The following is a 16,563-nucleotide window of genomic DNA, read 5'->3' on the forward strand; positions in this document are numbered from 1 at the left end:
ATGTGTGCCGGGCGCAGTGTGCTTCGCGAAGAGGTCAGGCCGGGTCGACGGAGACACCGTGCAGAAAGACCCGTACCGCCTCCTCGATGGACGCACGGACCTCGGCCTCGGTCAGCTTCACGGGCGCGTCCGTCAGCAGCCGCATCTGCGCGTGGCCCAGCATGGCCTGGTAGAGCTGTTCCGCCGCTCGCACCGGGTCCTCGACCCTGATCAGCCCGTCGTCGCACGCCTGTTGGAGGCAGCGCCCGAGTACCGCGTGACCCGCGTTCGGCCCGTGCTCGGCGAAGACCTCCCCGAGCCCGGGGATGCGTACGGCCTCCGCGGTGACCAGCCGGTGCAGGGCGATCGCCTCGGGCGTGAGGACGACACCGGCGAAGTGCTGACCGAGTGCGACCAGGGTGTCGGTGAGGTTCGCGCTGCCCGGCGTGAACGTGTGCAGCGGCTGGGACCATTCGTCGCACAGCGCCTGCACGGACGCGCGGAACAGGGCGCTCTTGTCGGTGAAATAGCGGTACAGGGTCGCCTTGGACCCGCCCACCGCCGTCAGTACGTCCTCCATGGAGACGCCGGCGTAGCCGCGCGCGATGAACAGCTCACCCGCAGCCCGCGTGATGAGTTGTCGCCGGTCCGTCGCTGTCATCCTCACACCGGTCATGTTAGGTGCCTGGCTGCTGCGGACTTCGGTCAGCTCCACCGGCTCTGGCGCGGGTCAGGTCATGGACCGCGGCGGCGCGGCAAGGTCGAGACGGCGACCGCCGCCGCAGCCGTCCCGGGCCGCCTCCGTGAGGCGGCCGGATGCCGAGTTTCGCGATCATCGCGGCGGCCTCCTCGGCCTCCTCGGCCTCCTCGGCCTCCTCGGCCTGCCTCTGTGCCGAACCGGGGCTTCCAGCAGGGACCTCGTGATCATGACTGGTTTCTGTTACGATCACTAGATCGATCTAGTATCGGTAAGTGTGTCGACCGGCATGACCCTGACGGTCCTCCGCTTCGCCATCGTCCGCCTTCCGGGTTCGTCGCCTGCGAGATGGCTTCACCCACGTGCATCGCCCCATGTTCGACGCGGCCCGGAGGGACACCGGCGCCGCGGACGACCGGAGGAACGCCATGGACCGTCTGCTCCTCATGCGCAGTTTCGTCATCGTCGCCGACCTCGGCAGCTTCAGCGGAGCCGCCAAAGCGCTGGGGTCGTCGGGATCACTCGTGTCGCGGCATGTCGCCGAGCTGGAGCGACAGGTCGGCGTCCGGCTGGTCAACCGCACGTCCCGCTCGGTGAGCCTGACCGAACCGGGCCTGCGCTACGCCGAGTTCGCCGCCCGCATCGTGAAGGAGATCGACGCCGAGGACTCCAGCATCGCGGATCTGCACGACAGGGCGGAGGGCGTGCTCAGCATCATCTGCCCGAAGTGGATAGGGAGTCTGGACCTCGGGGACGCCATCGCCGCGTTCTCCGCGGCCCACCCGAAGATCCGGATCCGGTTCGAGCTGGGAGGCGTGTCCGACCGTACGTACGACTTCCTGGACGGCGGCTTCGACCTGGCGTTCCACACTCGGGACCTCCGGGACTCCAACGTGCGCCTGAAGAAGATCGCCTCGCTGCCCTTCGTCCTGTGCGCGTCGAAGACGTACATCGACGAACACGGCCCCTTGGCGCACCCCAATGACCTGGCCACCCACGACTGCCTGGTGCACATCAACGACCCCGTCTGGCGCATCGGGCACGGACGCGCCTCCACGCTGCACAAGATCCGCAACGTGGCCTTCTCGTCCAACTCGTACATCGCCCTCCAGAAGGCCGCCGTCCACGGCCGCGGCATCGCCCTGCTGCCGCAGCGGTCCGCCTACGACGATCTCGTCTCCGGCGCTCTGCAGGTCCAGCTGCCCGAACTGGCCGCACCCGACCGCCCGCTCTACGCGATTCACGGCCCCGGCCCGGGCACCCAGCGCAAGATCACGGTCTTCCTGGACTTCCTCGCCAAGTGGTTCGCGGAGAACCCGATTCCCACGATCGGCTGTTGACGTTCGCCGATACCTGCGCGGCGCGAAACTTTATGATTCGCCCCGGTAACCAATATTTTGTACCGACTGATGGACAGCCGTGCTCGGTGTGGCCACTGTGGCAACGCGAATCGAGCCACGAAGGAGCTGTCTCCTCATGTGTGAACCTCTGGGTGAACCGACGTCCCGCCGGACGATGCTGGGCGCGATGACGGCCTCGGCCGCCGCCGTGGCCCTGCCGCTCTTCGGCGCCGAACCGGCCGCCGCGGCCACGAACACCGCATCCGCGCCCTCCGCGACAGGCCTGTCCGTGACGCTGCTCGGCACCAACGGCGGCCCGCCGCCCCTGGCGACCCGGTACGGCATCGCGTCGGCCCTGACGGTCAACGGCAGGACGTACGTGATCGACTGCGGACGAGGGGCGGTGACCCAGTACCTGCGCGCCGGCCTGTCCATGCCCTCGCTGGCCGGAATCTTCCTGACCCACCTGCACGCCGACCACATCGTCGACTACTACTCCTTCCCGCTGCTGTCGGCGGGCGCCTCGGGCGCGCAGGGCTTCCAGAACCCGATCCAGGTCTACGGCCCCGGTCCCGCCGGGATCGCGTCGACCGTCGCCGGTGCTCCGGGGCCGTTGCCGGGCACCGTCGAGATGACGAGGCTGGCGGGCCGGGCGTACGCGGCGTCGCCGACCTTCTTCATGACCGAGCACGCGGGCATCGACCCGGCGACCCTGCTCGACGTCCACGACGTCCTGCCGCCGTCCTCCGTCGGCGCCTCGGCGGCGAACTCCGCGCCGGCCATGGCGCCGTTCACCGTCATGGAGAACGACGACGTCAAGGTCACCGCCGTCCTGGTCCCGCACGGCGCGGTGTTCCCCGCCTACGCCTACCGCTTCGACACCGACCACGGCAGCGTCGTCTTCTCCGGCGACACGGCACCGACCCAGAACGTCATCACGCTCGCGGCGCACGCGGACGTCCTGGTCCACGAGGCCCTGTACCCGGCCGGTCTCGCGAGCCTCGGCCTGCCCCAGGCGCTGATCGACCACATCACCTCGACCCACACGGATGTGGCCCAACTGGGCCGGATCGCCGCCGAGTCGGACGTGGGCACCCTGCTCACGACCCACCTCGGCCCGGGGCAGCAGACGGTGGTCTCCGACGCGACCTGGCGCCGCCTCCTCCGCGACAGCGCACGCCGGGCCGACTTCGGCGGACCGATGGTCCTGGGCACGGACCTGCTGCGGCTGCCGGTACGGAGGCGCGGGGCGCGGCGGTCCTGAGCCGTCAGATGCCCGGCTGGAAGGCTGTCGCTACGAGTGGTTCGCCGTGACCACTTGCTGACGTGACGCGCAGCCACTGCGGGGAGCCCAAGAAGAGACCAGTGATGACCTTGAACTCTCGGTAGGGCTTCCCGGCAACGGTCATGGGAACTGCACCAGGGCTGTCCGACGAGCCAGTCCAGGGCAGACGTAACTCTCAGGCCTGGACGGGCAAACGGCCGCGGAGACCGCTCAGCGGCCCTGGTCGCTGAGGAGTGCGTCGAGGCGGGGGTAGACAGTGCGCGCGTTGTGCTCCTGTACGGCGGCCAGTCGGTCGGCGGACAGCCCGGCCGCGTGTGTGTAGCGGCGGGTGTCGTCGAAGTGGTGGCCGGTGCAGGGGTCGATGTCCCGTACGGCGCCGATCATCTCCGAGGCGAAGAGGATGTTCTTCGTGGGGACGACGTCGAGGAGGAGGTCGATGCCGGGCTGGTGGTAGACGCAGGTGTCGAAGTAGACGTTGTCGAGGAGGTGTTCTTCGAGTGGGGGTTTGTCGAGGGCCATGGCCAGTCCGCGGAAGCGGCCCCAGTGGTAGGGGACGGCGCCGCCGCCGTGCGGGATGATCAGGCGGAGGGTGGGGAAGTCGGTGAAGAGGTCGCCCTGGAGGAGCTGCATGAACGCTGTGGTGTCGGCGTTGAGGTAGTGGGCGCCGGTGGTGTGGAAGGCGGGGTTGACGCTGGTGCTGACGTGGACCATCGCCGGGGTGCCGTACTCGACCATTTTCTCGTAGAGCGGGTACCAGGAGCGATCGGTGAGGGGTGGGGCGGTCCAGTGGCCGCCTGAGGGGTCGGGGTTGAGGTTGAGGGCGACGGCGCCGAACTCCTCCACGCAGCGGGTCAGTTCGGGTATGCAGGTCGCGGGGTCGACGCCCGGGGACTGCGGGAGCATGGCGGCGGGGACGAAGCGCCGGGGGTAGAGGGCGGCGACCCGGTGGCAGAGCTCGTTGCAGATGGCGGCCCAGGCGGCGGAGGTCCGGAAATCCCCGACGTGGTGGGCCATGAAGGACGCGCGGGGTGAGAAGACCGTCATGTCGATGCCGCGTTCGTCCATGAGGCGCAGCTGGTTGGACTCGATGCTCTCGCGCAGCTCGTCGTCGGAGACGCGGAGGTCGGCGGGGGAGGGGGCGGTCGCGGGGTCGGTGAGCGAGGCGATCTGCCGGTTGCGCCAACTCTCCAGCGCGGGCGGCGCGGTGGTGTAGTGCCCGTGACAGTCGATGATCATGAGTTCGTCCCTCTCGCGGAAGTCTTGTCGGTGCCGACGGGGATCCCGTGTCCTTGCCTGCAATGTCGTCAAAGGTTTGTGGTGGGGGATGGGCGCCGCCGATCGCCTCCGTCGCCGGGGCGCCCGGCGTGGGTGATGTGGCGGCCCCGGAATCCGTCTCGGCCACATACGGCATCGGTTGGCTGTGGCTGTGGCTGTGGCTGTGGCTGTGGCTGTGGCTACGGGCGACGGTGTGACCGGACATCCACGTCTGCCTCGCGCCTGACGTCCCCGCCCGGTATCGAGGCCGCCCCGCCCTGGCCTGCTTCGTGCACCGGGCGCGTCACGCGGCTGTCCGGTAACCGGCATCGAGTTCCGCGTCCAGCCGGTCCCGGTCGATGGCGTTCTCCCATTTCCCGACCACGAGTGTCGCCACGCAGTTGCCGGCGACGTTGGTGAAGACGAAGGCGGCCGACAGGATGCTGTGGATGCCCAGCACCAGGGCGATGCTGTCCACCGGGATCTTGTGCGTGGTGCTCAGGGTCAGCGCCAGCACGGCGATCGCGGACCCCGACACCCCCGCGCCGCCCTTGGACGTCAGCAGCAGCACGAGCAGAAGACCGACCTGCGCCTTCCAGCCCAGGTCACTGCCGGTGGCCTGGGCCAGGAAGACACTGACCGACGCGAAGTACAGACACGTTCCGTCGTGATTGAAGCTGTACGCGGTGGGCAGCACCAGACCCACCACCGGCTCGTCCACTCCAAGTCTCTCGAGTTTGGAGGTGAGTTGGGGGAAGACGCTCTCCGACGAGCTGGTGCCGAGCACGAGGAACAGCTCCGCGCGGAAGTACCGCAGCAGCTTGAACAGGCTGACGCCCGCATACCGCGACACCGGCCACAGGACCAGGACGAAGAAGAGCACGACGATCAGGTAGAAGACCCCGATCAGTTTTCCGAGCGAGGTCAGTGTGCCCAGTCCGTACTTGGAGACCGTGAAGGCGATGGCGCCGAAGGCCGCGAGCGGTGCGATGCGCATGACCTTGCGGATGATCCAGAACAGCGTCTGCTGGACGCTGCCGACGATGTCCAGCACGGGTTGCGCCCGATCGCCGAGCGAGGCCAGACCGCAGGCGAACAGGACGGAGAACACCAGGACTTGAAGGATGTCTCCCTCGGCGAACGCCTGTACCGCGGAGGTGGGCACCAGGCTGACTAGGAAGTCGTCAAAGCCTTGCGACTTGGCGGGTGCGGTATCGGCCGCCGAGTGCAGTGACGACGGATCTATGTGCATACCCGCACCCGGGCGCAGCACGTTGACCACGACGAGCCCGATGACGAGGGCGATCGTTGTGATCACCTCGAAGTACACGAGTGAGCGCACCGCGATACGGCCGACCTTGCCGAGATCACGGACACTGGCGATGCCGTGGGTGACGGTGCAGAAGATGATGAGACCGACCACCATCTGGATGAGGTGGATGAAGATGTCGCCGAGGAACTGAAGATGGTGTCCGACGGACGGGGCGAAGTTGCCCACGACGACGCCCAGCGCGACTCCTGCGAGCACCTGGAACGCGAGGTCGTGGTAGAGGCGGCGGGGCGGCCTGACCGGTTGTACGGGTACGGCCGTGGATGTTGCTTCACTCATCGGCGTTTCCAGTTTCGTCGTTGAAAGACTGGGTTGAAGGATTGCTGGGGCGCTGGTGGGGGCTCAGGCGGTGTCGCTGCCCAGGACCCTCCTCGCCGGTTCGAAGATCTCCTCCGGCGTGAGCTTCCTGGGCAGCAGCCCCTGCTCCAGGCAGGCCCCCACGACGAGTTCGATCGGCTCACGCAGACGGTCGAAGCCGAAGAGGGCCGGGGCCGGTACGGCATCGGGGCGTTCGACGGCCGCATCGGCCCTGAGGAGAAGGTGATACGCCGCTCGGACCGCCTGCGGGTCCCGGCGGCAGACCGACGCACCGGCGACGACCATGTGGTTGACGGGCATGTACCCGTGCCGGTGCCACCACTGCTCGTCACGTGCGTCGGCGTCCGGTACGACGCGCACGAACTCCTCACTCTCGGGGAGGTCGTTGCCGAGTATCGCGGCGTCGATCCGGCCCTCGCGCAACAGATCGGGCAGGGCGGCCCGGCCGCTCTCGCGCCTGACGAAGCCGGGGTCCGTGTACTGGGCCACGTGAGGTTCGTCGTGGGTGATCCAGCGGATGTCGCGTGGCACCAGACCGAAGTCCTCGGCGAGGTGTGCGCGCACCCACATCCCGGTGGTCTGGGTGTACGAACGCACACCGACCCGCCTGCCCGCCAGCTGTGCCGGTGTGACCGGTCGTGCGGCGTGGGCGATGAGACAGCCCCGCTGGAAGCGCGCGGCCACCACGGCCGGCAGCAGGACCACGGGACGGCCGTAGGCGATGGCCTGCAAGGCGGTCACGACGGCCAACTCGCTGAGGTCGTAGGCCTCTTCGCGCACCATGGGCGCGAAGGCCCGGTGGATTGGTACGACGTCGCTGAACGACAGAGTGACCCGCGCGTCACGGATTTCGCCGCTCTTCAGCTTCGCGGTGTGAAGGTGGTCGGCGAGGACGGTGCGCAGGACGGAGGGCTCAGGCATGTGCTTCGCCCGTCGTCGCGAGGGCGGGATAGAACGCGAGGGCCGTACCGCCGAAGATCGACCTCAGGTCGTCGTCGCACAGGCCGGCCAGCGCGCCCCGGGCCTCGTCGAGGATGCCGGAGAGAGTCCCTTCCGCCGCGGGGAAGTTGGAGCCCCACGCGATACGTCCGGCGCCGTACGAGGCCAGCAGGTCCGCCAGGAAAGCCTCGCTCGTGGACTTGCCGACCTTGGCGGCGTCCAAGGCCCGATGGGTGAGTTTCAGGTGGACGCCGGGGTGGTCCGCCAACTCGAACAGTTCCCTCGACAGACGGTAAGGGGGGCCGTCGGACAGATCGGGGCGCGCGCAGTGGTCGAGCAGTACCCGCACCCGGGGAAAACGCTCCAGCAGTCTCCGCAGGGCGGGCAGACCCTGGATCGTCATCTGAAGACACACGGGGATGTCGTTCCGCTCCGCGTAGGCCCATGTGGGATACGAGCGTTCGTGGCCCAGCCAGTCCGCCTGGCCGGGCATCGTGGTCCCGGTGGTGAACAGGCGGAAGCCGGACAGCCCCTGCTCCTGGTACTTCTCCATCTGCGCTGTGGCGTCGTCGGCCAGGGCGTCGATCGAGTAGACCCCGACGAACCGGTCCGGGTGGGTCCGGACGGCTTCGGCGACGTAACGGTTGTCGTGCCCGTAGACCGTCGAGGCCTGTACCACCACGGCCCTTGAGACCCCCGCCTCGTCGAGCGCGCGCACCAGGCCGTCGATGTCCACGGGGTGGGCCCGCGACCACGCGGACTGCCGTCCCCCGACAGGGGCGTGGGGATAGCGCGTGGTGTCCGACGAGATGACGTGCGTGTGCGTGTCCACGATCTGCACCAGGTCTCCCAAGGGTTCTCGGACGGACGCCGGTCGCTCGGCACGTTGGCCGGAACCTGCACACCGACTGAAGTCCAGGCGGCCAAGATTGTCAACAATTTTATCCGCTAATTTTTGCAGCGATGAGCAACGGGCGGTGCCGACCGACCGTGGAGGAGGGGTTGCGGGGAGGGGCGAAACGGGGGGCCGGAACGACATGGGCCATTGCTGACGTGGAGAGACGGCCGACTGTTGATCCTCTGTGGGCATGCCGCGTCTCGGGGGCGGTCGGCCGCGCCGACGACGACAGGCGTGTATCGAAGTGCGCAGGGCCGGCCCGGCATCCCACCGTGGCGGGTGACGCCTTCCGGCGCACCCCTGCGTGATCCCGCCGGTCAGGGGCGGTGCCCGCTGTCCGACCGGAGGAGGCCGTCCGACCGGAGGAGTCCGTCCGACCGGACGGGGCTGCCCCCGGTGCGCGTCATCTCACACGGGCGACGGGCCGTGCGGCCCGGTCGTGCGCAACTCGTCGATCACGCTGGCCAGTTGGGCCTCGGCGGCCGCGTCGGCGGCGTCGGCGTCACCGGCGACGACAGCGTCGATGATGGACAGGAGCTGGGGCAGAGACTGCTGCGGGCGTCCGGGCCGCATCGCGAGCCGGAACTGGAACCGCACCATCTGTGTGTTGAGGCGCTCCAGTTGACGCTTGGCGACCACCTGGCCGCTGAACTCGATGATGAGGTCGTGCAGTCTTCGGTTGAGCGTCGAGTAGGTCTCGGGGGAGTTCTCGGCGACCGCCGCACGCAACTGCGCGCCGACCTCGGTGAGTTCGGCACGCTGCGCCTCGCTCGCGTGCTCGGCCGCCCTGCGCGCGCACACCCGCTCCAGCGCGGAGCGGCACTCGGTGATCTGGATGGCCTCCTCGACCGAGATCACCCTGACCCGCGCCCCTCGGTTGCGCACAATCTCCACCAGGTCGTCGGAGACGAGGTCGAGCAGCGCTTCGCGTACGGAGCTCCTGGTTACCCCGAGCTCGTCGGCCAGGTCCTGCACCACGAGCCGCTGCCCCGGCACGAGCTCGCCGACCCGCAGAGCGTGGCGGATGTAGGTGCTCACGTGGCTCCGAGCGGCCGCCCCTTGGATGCGCGTGCTGGTCACAGGCTGTCGCTCTCTCCCACCCGCGGACGTGCGCCGCCCTGTGCTCACAGGGTCCGGATCAGATCGCTGATTTTATCACCGGAGATATTGTCAGCGATCATGGGCGGTGGTTGAGCGGGATCCTTGACGTCGCCGCGTGCCGAGTGGTTCGCGGTCAAGCGGTTCGCGCGTACTTAGCGAGTCGGCACGGTCAGCACGAGTCCTGAAAAACCCGGGGAGAGCTGACCGTGCACGCGACTCGTTGTAGGGTGGGGAAACAGCCCTTGACCTGCAATAACGCAGGCAGGGAGCCTACTTGTGGGAGTACCCCGATGCTGCGTACTATGTTCAAGTCCAAGATCCACCGTGCCACCGTCACCCAGGCCGACCTGCACTACGTCGGCTCCGTGACCATCGACGCCGAGCTGCTGGAAGCCGCCGATCTGCTGCCCGGCGAGCTGGTGCACATCGTCGACATCAACAACGGCGCCCGCCTGGAGACATACGTCATCGAGGGCGAGCGGGGCTCGGGAGTGATCGGTATCAATGGTGCCGCCGCCCATCTCGTCCACCCCGGAGACCTGGTGATCATCATCAGTTACGCTCAGGTGTCCGACGCCGAGGCGCGGGCGCTTCGGCCCCGGGTCGTGCACGTGGACTCCGCCAACCGGATCGTGGGCCTGGGTGCCGATCCGTCCGAACCGGTACCGGGTTCGGAGCAGGCGCGCAGCCCGCAGGCCGTCACGGCCTGACCACCACACCAGGAGTAGGCCCATGAGCGAGATCGAGATCCGCGACGACCGGGCGGCGGGCCGCCTGGAGGCGATCGGCGACGGCGAAGTCGTAGGCCACATCGAGTACTTCGTCCTCGAATCCCCCGAGCGCGCGCTCGTCCCGGTCCACACCATCGTGGAACCGGCCCACGAGGGAAAGGGCATCGCGGGTTCACTGGCCCGCGAGCTGTACGGCATCGCCGCGCGTGAGGGCATCGTCGTCGCCCCGCTCTGCCCCTACGTCGTGAAGTGGGCGGCCCGCCATCCCGACGAGGCTCCGGCCGCCGATCCCGCGCTGCAGAAGGCGGCGATGGAGTGGCTCGCGGCGCATCCCGGCCGGTTCTAGACGGCACGTCGGTACCGGTTCCGGAAGAAAGGCCCGCCGCGTGCTCGCCCTCCTGCACACGTCACCCGCCCACGTCCCGGTCTTCGACGCCCTGCGCGACGAGGACCACCAGGGCCTGGACCTGTGGCACTTCGTCGACGAGGAGTTGCTCGCACGGGCCCGCCGCGAGGGCCCGGAAGCGGTGACCGACGCGGTACGGGACGCACTGGCGCAGGCCGTCGCCGCGGGGGCCCAGGCGGTGCTGTGCACCTGCTCGACCATCGGCGCGGTGGCGGAGTCGGCAGGTGCCGACATCGGTGTGCCGGTGCTGCGCGGCGACCGCCCGATGGCGGCGGCCGCCGTCGCCGCGGGTGCCCGCGTCGTCGTGGCCGCCACGCTGGAGAGCACGCTGGGGCCGACGGTGGCGCTGGTCGAGGAGGAGGGCCGCCGCATCGGCCGCCCCGTCGCCGTTCGCACCCTGCTTGTCGAAGGCGCTTGGGCCCGCTTCGAGTCCGGCGACGACGAGGGCTGCGCCCGACTGGTCGCCGATGCGGTGGACGCGATCGAGGATGCCGACGCGATCGTCCTGGCGCAGGGTTCCATGGCCGGCGCCCAGCACCTGACGACCACCCGGATCCCGGTGCTGTCGAGCCCGCGCCTGGGGCTGGGCGCGGGGGCTCGGGCGGTGCGGGCGGGGTGAGTCCGGCGGGGCTGGGCTGCGTGCGTCGAGTGAGTCCGGCGGGGTCCGGGGGCTTTGCGTCGGATGAGACTGGCGGGGCCTGGGGGCTGTGCGCTGGTGAGTCTGGCGGGTTCGGACGGCGCGCATCGGGTGGGTCCGGCGAAGCTCGGGCCCGGGCTGTCGGGTGTGTCCGGCGGAGCTCGGATCAGCGGTGGCGGGTGAGTCCGGCAGAGTCCAGGGGGCGTGCGTCGGGTGAGTCTCTCAGGACTCGGGCGAGGCGTGTGGGGTGAATGCGGCCGGGCTCGGGCAACGGGCGTCAGGCGTGTCTGTCAGGGCTCGGGTGACCAGTGTCGGGTGAGTCCGACTGGGCCCGGAGGCCCAGCGCCGAGTGAGTTCGCCGAGGCCCGGGCGCTGTGCGTCGGGAAGTCTGGCGAGGCTGGGGCAGCGCCTGTGGGGTGAATCCGGCGAGCCCCAGGCCACCCCTTGCGGGCGAATGCGGCGGGGTCCGGAGGCCCTGCCTCGGGCGAGTCCGACAGGACCCGGGGACTGAACGTTGGATCAGTTCGACGGCGCCCGCGCAGTGCCCGTCGGCCGCGCCCGCCGACGTCCCGCCCCGCGCGTCCCGTGAGCCCGCCCGGGTGAGTGGCGGCGCGGGTGACGGGTAGGTGGGGGAGTAGTCCAGAGCCGACGTACCCACTGGCTGGAGGACACCATGACCAACCCGTATCCCGACCCCGTACCACCCGGACCCACCCCGGGACCGGGCCCCGACCCCGTACCCCCGGGACCGACTCCAGGCCCCGGTCCCGTACCGCCAGGCCCGACTCCCGGCCCCACACCGGGCCCGGGTCCGGACCCGGAACCCCCGACGCCCCGGCCCACGCCACCGCCGGGTCCCGTCCCCGGCCCGTCCCCTGTTCCACCCGGCCCGACCCCGGAGCCCTCCCCGTCCCCCATTCCACCGGGACCGGAACCCGTACCGAACCCGGAGCCGGGACCGCCGCTCACCTGAAGCCGTGAGCGTGGCGCCGGCCGTGTGAAGCGGGGCACCTGCGAGTCGCCCATCTGAAACCGGTCGCAGGCCATGACGTCCGACCTCACCGTCCCGGCCGCCCTCCTGGCAGGATGGCCGACATGGAACGTGTGCTTGGAATCGGCGGACACTTCATGCGGGCCACCGACCCTGCGGCCCTCAGCTCCTGGTACCGCGACTGCCTCGGTCTGGACGTCGACGAGCACGGGCTGTGGCAGCAGGAAGCCGGGCCGACGGTGTTCGCGGCCTTCCCCGCCGACACCGACTACTTCGGGTCCCGCACCCAGCAGACGATGCTCAACTTCCGGGTCCGCGACCTCGACGCGATGCTCGCGCAGTTGCGCGCCAAGGGCGCGGACGTGGACGCGGAGACACAGGACATGGACGGCGTCGGACGGTTCGGCTGGGTCACCGACCCCGAGGGCAACCGCATCGAACTGTGGCAGCCCGCCTGACCGGATCCCCGGCAGGCGGGCTGGACACGGCAGCGGACGAGGTCAGCCCGTGACCTCCGAGCGGTCACCGCCCCACAGGGTGTGGAACGAGCCCTCCTGGTCCACCCGGCGGTACGTGTGCGCCCCGAAGAAGTCCCGCTGCCCCTGCGTGAGCGCCGCGGGCAGCCGCTCGGCGCGCAGTGCGTCGTAGTAGGCGAGGGCGGCCGAGAAGCCGGGCGTCGGGACACCCTGGCGGGTCGCCGCTACGACGACTTCGCGCCAGTCGTCCTGCGCCGCCGCGATCTCCTGCGCGAACGTCGCGTCCGCCAGCAGGCTCGGCAGGTCCGCGCGGGCGTCGTACGCCGCGCGGATACGGTCGAGGAACGCCGCGCGGATGATGCAGCCGCCGCGCCAGATCGAGGAGACCGCGCCGAGGTCGACGTTCCAGTCGTACTCCTCGCTGCCCGCCGCGATCTCGTGGAAGCCCTGCGTGTACGACACGATCTTCGACGCGTACAGGGCCTGCTCGACGCGGTCCGCGAAGGCCGCCGCCTCGGACTCGCCCAGCGGCGAGGCCGTCGGTCCGGCCAGGCCCCGTGACGCCTCGCGCAGGGCCGCGTGCCCGGACAGGGAGCGGGCGAAGACCGCCTCGGCGATGCCGGAGACCGGGACCCCGAGGTCGAGGGCGATCTGCACCGTCCACCGGCCCGTGCCCTTCTGCTCGGCCTGGTCGACGACGACGTCCACGAACGGCTTGCCGGTGGCCGCGTCCACGTGGGACAGCACCTCGGCGGTGATCTCGATCAGATAGGAGTCCAGCCGGCCCGTGTTCCAGGTACGGAAGATCTCCGCGATCCTGGCGGGGGAGTACCCGGCGACATCGCGCAGCAACTGGTACGCCTCGCCGATCAGCTGCATGTCGGCGTACTCGATGCCGTTGTGCACCATCTTCACGAAGTGCCCGGCGCCGTCGGGACCCACATGGGTCACACAGGGCGCCCCGTCCGCGGCCTTCGCGGAGATCTTCTCCAGCATGGGACCGAGCGAGTCGTACGACTCCTTCGGGCCGCCGGGCATGATGCTCGGCCCGTGCAGCGCGCCCTCCTCGCCGCCGGAGACGCCCATGCCGACGAAGTGGATGCCCTGTTCGCGCAGGTCGCGCTCGCGGCGGCGGGTGTCCGCGAAGTGCGCGTTGCCACCGTCGATGATCATGTCGCCGGGTTCGAGGAGCGGGGCGAACTCCTGGATCACCGCGTCCGTCGGGTCACCGGCCTTGACCATGATGACCAGGCGGCGCGGACGCTCCAGCGCGGTCACGAAGTCCTTGGCCGTCTCCGCCGCGATGAAGTCGCCCTCGCCCCCGAACTCCTCCACCAGGGCGTGGGTGCGGGACGCGGTCCGGTTGTGCACGGCGACCGTATAGCCGTTGCGCGCGAAGTTCCGGGCGAGGTTGCGGCCCATGACCGCGAGGCCCGTGACGCCGATCTGCGCTGAAGTGCTCATTCGGTTGGCTCCTAAGGATCAGGAAGATCAAGCCTAAAGATCAGGAAGGTCCTGAACGTCGGTGGTACCGGTCGTGCTCGCCAGTATTGCCGCTCGGTCCATCCTGGCCTGCCGGTACCCCGGCCGCACGTGCTCACCGCAACCGGAGCGGCCCGCTGACCACTTGAGCCACAGGGCGGCCGGTTGCCGTCTTGTCATGGCCTGTTCGTGGCGCTTACTTTTGGCCCTCCTGACGTATGTCGAGGGGGATTCTCCATGGCCGTACGCGGCCGGCACCGCCGGTATCAGCCGAACAGGATCAACCGTTCCTCGCTCCTCACGGTCACGGCGGGCGGTGCGGGCATCGCGATCCCCCTCGTCGGCGCCGGTGCGGGCAGTGCCCAGGCGGCCGACGTGAGCACCTGGAACAAGGTCGCCGCCTGCGAGTCCAGCGGCGACTGGAGCATCAACACGGGCAACGGGTACTACGGCGGGCTCCAGTTCACCCAGTCCACCTGGGAGGCTTACGGCGGCACGGCGTACGCGAGCCGCGCGGATCTGGCCACCCGGGACCAGCAGATCGCCGTCGCGGAAAAGGTGCTCAAGGGGCAGGGCCCCGGCGCCTGGCCGGTGTGCTCGGTGCGCGCCGGGCTCACCCGGGGCGGCGACACCCCCGACATCCACGTCGGCGGCACCAGGACCGGGAGTACCAAAGCCGGCAGCACCAAGGCCGAGGACGCCAAGACGCAGACCGCCAAGCGGTCCGTGAAGGACGTACAGCCGCAGACCACACCGCAGTCCCGCGCGGGCACCGTCGAGATGTACACGGTCGTGCGCGGCGACACCCTCTCCGGGATCGCCGAGACCGAGCGCGTCGACGGCGGCTGGCACGCGCTCTACACCGCGAACCGCACGACCGTCGGCGACGACCCGGACCTGATCCTGCCGGGCCAGCGGCTGAGCCTGCACGGCAAGGCCGAGACGAAGACCCGTACGGCGACGAAACCGGCCACCAAGGCGGCCACGAAGACCGAGACGAAGAAGACCACCACCAAGAAGTCGACGAGTGACTCCCTCGTCGCCCCCGTCAACGCCCCCATCGGCACGGCGTACCACGCGGAGGGCTCCGCCTGGTCGAAGGGCTACCACACCGGCGTCGACTTCCTTGTCCCCACCGGCACTTCGGTGAAGGCCATCGAGGCGGGGCAGGTGGTCACCGCGGGCTGGGGCGGCTCGTACGGCTACCAGGTGGTGATCCGGCACGCCGACGGGCGGTACTCGCAGTACGCCCACCTGTCCGCGATCTCGGTGCGGGACGGGCAGTCCGTCGGCGCCGGGCAGCGCATCGGGCGGTCGGGGTCCACCGGCAACACCACGGGCCCGCATCTGCACTTCGAGGTGCGGACGGGGCCCGGGTTCGGTACCGACATCGACCCGCTCGCCTATCTGCGGGCCGGCGGCGTCACGATTTGACGCGTGTGCGATGCCGGTCGTGGACCGGCATCATCACGTACAGCCCGGCGTGGAACGGGCCGAAGTAGCTCGGTGTCGCGGCGGAGCCGGCCGGCTCCAGGGTTCCGTAACCCTCGTCCGCCGGGATCGCCGCCGGGGCCGGGACCAGAATGTCCCCGGCCGTGACGCCGAGGTCCACGTCGACGTTCGCGCTCACGTCGACGGGCTGTCCAGGGAGGGCGTCCAGCAACTCCTCGATGGGCGCCGGCGCGACGGGAGCCGCCGTGGTGGACGATGCGTGCTCGCTCTCCAGCCGCTCGGTGGTGAGCAGGATCAGGCCACCGGCGGCGACCACTCCGGCGCTCAGGGCGAGCAGGGTGCCCGTCGTGCCGTAGCGGAAGGTCTCGCCGAACATCGTGATGCCGACGACGGCCGCCACCACCGGGTTGACGACCGTCAGGACGGCCAGCGGAGCCGCCAGGCCCGCGCCCCGGTAGGAGGCCTGCGAGAGCATCAGACCGGCGACCGCGAAGACGGCGATCACGGCCAGGAAGGGGATGTCGGTAGCCGATATCGCGCCGTTGTCCCAGTCGACCGTCACCGTCTTCGTGAACACCGAGGACATGCCGAACGCTATGCCGGACGCGGTCGCCAGCAGCACGCTGCGCACCGCCGGGTGCCGGTGTGCCGCGCGGCCCGCGATCATCAGGGTCGCGACCACCGCACCGGTGAACACCGCCACGGACACCCGCTGGGCGGTGCTCAGCGAGTGGCTGTCGGACGCGCCGACCAGGGAGAGCAGACCGGCGAGACCGATCGTCGCCATGATCGCGCCGCGCCACGCGGTGGAACCGGCCTTGCGGCCGACGAACAGGGCCGCCATCGGCAGCGCGAACACGATGGTCAGCGCGCCCAGCGGCTGCACCAGGCTCAGCGGGCCGTAGGCCAGCGCCACCACGTGCAGCAGACCGCCCGCACCGTTCAGCGCGACCGCCGCCCACCAGCTCGGGCGGCGCAGCGGCGCGTACTCCTGGTCGGGAGAGGACACCGCGACGCGCTCCTGCACGATCGCTCCGCCCGCGTAGGCCACGGCGGAGACGAGCGACAGCACGATGGACAACGCGAGGGCGCTCATCGGCAGCTCCTCTGCGTCAGGCGGGTGCCTCTGGCACCACGCGGCGAACGGTCGGCTTTCATACAGAACACGATGCCGCCCGATCTTCTTCCCGTCGTCGTACCTGAGCACCGATTGGGTAGTACTGCCGATGGAGTACGAACCACCCCTT

Annotated in this window: 15 protein-coding genes; 7 read left to right on the forward strand and 8 right to left on the reverse strand. The window is 69.9% G+C overall.

What is annotated here, in order from left to right:
- Positions 1 to 34: 34 nt before the first annotated feature.
- Positions 35 to 640: a TetR/AcrR family transcriptional regulator gene (locus ACQHII_RS41790; protein WP_427925525.1), complete on the reverse strand. Its 606-nt coding sequence runs from the start codon at positions 638 to 640 to the stop codon at positions 35 to 37.
- A gap of 464 nt (positions 641 to 1,104) precedes the next feature.
- Between ACQHII_RS41790 and ACQHII_RS41795 the strand changes: the two genes are divergently transcribed.
- Positions 1,105 to 2,016 carry a LysR family transcriptional regulator gene (locus ACQHII_RS41795; RefSeq protein ID WP_427924128.1) on the forward strand — a complete coding sequence of 304 codons (912 nt, stop codon included), beginning with the start codon at positions 1,105 to 1,107 and terminating at the stop codon, positions 2,014 to 2,016.
- Between the two features lie 136 nt (positions 2,017 to 2,152).
- A complete protein-coding gene (locus ACQHII_RS41800) occupies positions 2,153 to 3,280 on the forward strand; it encodes an MBL fold metallo-hydrolase (RefSeq protein ID WP_427924129.1) in 1,128 nt (375 codons plus the stop codon).
- Positions 3,281 to 3,511: 231 nt separating this feature from the next.
- Here the strand turns inward: ACQHII_RS41800 and ACQHII_RS41805 are convergent, their stop codons facing one another.
- From ACQHII_RS41805 to ACQHII_RS41825, 5 genes are all read right to left on the reverse strand, one after another.
- Positions 3,512 to 4,537, reverse strand: a complete 1,026-nt coding sequence (locus tag ACQHII_RS41805) for an amidohydrolase family protein (RefSeq protein ID WP_427924130.1) — start codon at positions 4,535 to 4,537, stop codon at positions 3,512 to 3,514.
- Between the two features lie 322 nt (positions 4,538 to 4,859).
- Positions 4,860 to 6,164, reverse strand: coding sequence for a C4-dicarboxylate transporter DctA (gene dctA, locus ACQHII_RS41810; protein WP_427924131.1), 1,305 nt, complete (start codon positions 6,162 to 6,164; stop codon positions 4,860 to 4,862).
- A gap of 63 nt (positions 6,165 to 6,227) precedes the next feature.
- A complete protein-coding gene (locus ACQHII_RS41815; protein ID WP_427924132.1) occupies positions 6,228 to 7,124 on the reverse strand; it encodes a hypothetical protein in 897 nt (298 codons plus the stop codon).
- Positions 7,117 to 7,983, reverse strand: coding sequence for an amidohydrolase family protein (locus tag ACQHII_RS41820; protein ID WP_427924133.1), 867 nt, complete (start codon positions 7,981 to 7,983; stop codon positions 7,117 to 7,119). Before ACQHII_RS41820 ends, ACQHII_RS41815 begins: the two co-directional genes overlap by 8 nt.
- Positions 7,984 to 8,448: 465 nt before the next feature.
- Entirely contained in the window at positions 8,449 to 9,078 is a 630-nt protein-coding gene (locus ACQHII_RS41825) for a GntR family transcriptional regulator (RefSeq protein ID WP_427924134.1), read from the reverse strand.
- A gap of 353 nt (positions 9,079 to 9,431) precedes the next feature.
- Between ACQHII_RS41825 and panD the strand changes: the two genes are divergently transcribed.
- From panD to ACQHII_RS41845, 4 genes are all read left to right on the forward strand, one after another.
- Positions 9,432 to 9,851 (forward strand): aspartate 1-decarboxylase, encoded by a 420-nt coding sequence (gene panD, locus ACQHII_RS41830; protein WP_427924135.1) that lies wholly within the window; start codon positions 9,432 to 9,434, stop codon positions 9,849 to 9,851.
- A 22-nt stretch (positions 9,852 to 9,873) separates the two neighbouring features.
- Positions 9,874 to 10,218: a GNAT family N-acetyltransferase gene (locus ACQHII_RS41835; RefSeq protein ID WP_427924136.1), complete on the forward strand. Its 345-nt coding sequence runs from the start codon at positions 9,874 to 9,876 to the stop codon at positions 10,216 to 10,218.
- Positions 10,219 to 10,258: 40 nt separating this feature from the next.
- Positions 10,259 to 10,897: an aspartate/glutamate racemase family protein gene (locus ACQHII_RS41840; RefSeq protein WP_427924137.1), complete on the forward strand. Its 639-nt coding sequence runs from the start codon at positions 10,259 to 10,261 to the stop codon at positions 10,895 to 10,897.
- Positions 10,898 to 12,010: 1,113 nt separating this feature from the next.
- Positions 12,011 to 12,364, forward strand: a complete 354-nt coding sequence (locus ACQHII_RS41845) for a VOC family protein (protein WP_427924138.1) — start codon at positions 12,011 to 12,013, stop codon at positions 12,362 to 12,364.
- A gap of 42 nt (positions 12,365 to 12,406) precedes the next feature.
- On the opposite strand, the gene gndA is transcribed toward ACQHII_RS41845, so the two are convergent.
- The gene (gndA, locus tag ACQHII_RS41850; RefSeq protein ID WP_427924139.1) at positions 12,407 to 13,846 is read right to left on the reverse strand and encodes an NADP-dependent phosphogluconate dehydrogenase; all 1,440 of its coding nucleotides are present in this window, start codon (positions 13,844 to 13,846) and stop codon (positions 12,407 to 12,409) included.
- A 255-nt stretch (positions 13,847 to 14,101) separates the two neighbouring features.
- On the opposite strand from gndA, the gene ACQHII_RS41855 reads away from it, so the two are divergent.
- On the forward strand, positions 14,102 to 15,298 hold the full coding sequence (locus ACQHII_RS41855; RefSeq protein ID WP_427924140.1) for a transglycosylase family protein: 1,197 nt from the start codon (positions 14,102 to 14,104) through the stop codon (positions 15,296 to 15,298).
- Here ACQHII_RS41855 and ACQHII_RS41860 read toward each other — a convergent pair.
- Positions 15,288 to 16,412 carry a DMT family transporter gene (locus ACQHII_RS41860; protein WP_427924141.1) on the reverse strand — a complete coding sequence of 375 codons (1,125 nt, stop codon included), beginning with the start codon at positions 16,410 to 16,412 and terminating at the stop codon, positions 15,288 to 15,290. The genes ACQHII_RS41855 and ACQHII_RS41860 overlap by 11 nt on opposite strands.
- Positions 16,413 to 16,563 lie beyond the last annotated feature (151 nt).

The sequence above is a fragment of the Streptomyces sp. cg40 genome (assembly GCF_050320165.1).
In the GTDB taxonomy this organism is placed as follows: domain Bacteria; phylum Actinomycetota; class Actinomycetes; order Streptomycetales; family Streptomycetaceae; genus Streptomyces; species Streptomyces hokutonensis.